Source organism: Streptomyces sp. NPDC003691, from assembly GCF_053981115.1.
Window position 1 is genome coordinate 1 of the sequence record NZ_JBSFNQ010000242.1, and the last position, 1131, is coordinate 1131.

1 protein-coding gene is annotated in these 1131 nt (G+C 72.4%); it reads right to left on the reverse strand.

Annotated elements, in window-relative coordinates:
• Window positions 1–1131 (reverse strand): condensation domain-containing protein (locus ACWDR0_RS34970; RefSeq protein ID WP_456355859.1); only part of this gene is annotated, 1131 nt, incomplete at both ends.

Consider the following 1131-nt stretch of genomic DNA (forward strand, 5'->3'; position numbering starts at 1 on the left):
AGGATCGCCGTCACCATCTCGGCACCCCGCGGCAGGCAGAGCCCCACCACCGACTCCGGACCCACACCCAGGTCACCCAGATACCGCGCCAGCCGGCCCGCCGCCGCATCCAGCTCCCCGAACGACACCTCCACACCGTCCGCCACCACAGCCACCGCATCCGGCACCACCGCGGCCCGGGCCTCGAACAGCTCCACCACGGACCCCGAAACCACCTCCGCCGCCGTCCCGTTCCACACCGCCAGCACCCGCGACCGCTCCCCCGCATCCACCACATCCACCCTGTGGAGTGCGGTGTCCGGGGCGTCCGTCACCACATCCAGCACCCGGACGAACCACTCGCCGAACCGGGTTGCCGCGGGCTCGTCGAAGAGGTCCGCCGCGACCGTGACCGCTCCGCGGAGACCAGCCGGGCGGCCGTCCGCGTCGAAGGACTCCGCCACCGAGATATGGAGGTCGTACTTGGCCGAGGCCAGGGCGCTGCCGTCCACTCCCGTGCCACCGCCGCCGGAGCGGACTCCCGGCATGTCGAGTGCCGCTCGTTCGGTGTTCTGGAGGGTGAGGACGGTCTGGGCGAGGGGGTGGCGGGCCATCGACCGCGACGGCGCCAGCTCCTCCACCAGCTTCTCGAACGGCACATCCTGATGCGCAAAGGCCCCGAGACTCGCCTCCCGGACCCGGCCCAGCACCTCACGGAACTCCGGATCACCGGACAGGTCCGTCCGGATGACCAGGGTGTTCACAAAGAAGCCCACCAGATCGTCGAGGGCCTCGTCCGTGCGGCCCGCCACCGGCGATCCGATGGGGATGTCGGTGCCGGCGCCGAGCCGGGACAGGGTGACCGCCAGCGCCGCCTGGAGGACGATGAACGCGGTCACTCCTTCGGCACGCGCCAGCTCCGCCAGCCGCCGGTGCACCTCAGCGGGCACCCGGAACGGTGCGGCGTATCCGCGGTGGCCGGCCACGGCGGGCCGCGGCCGGTCTGCGGGCAGTGCCAGCTCCTCCGGCGCTCCGGCGAGAGCCTGCCGCCAGTACTCGACCTGGGACGACAGCAGGCTCTCCGGGTCGGACTCGTCGCCGAGGAGATCACGCTGCCAGAGCGCGTAGTCGGCGTACTGCACCGGCAGCGGC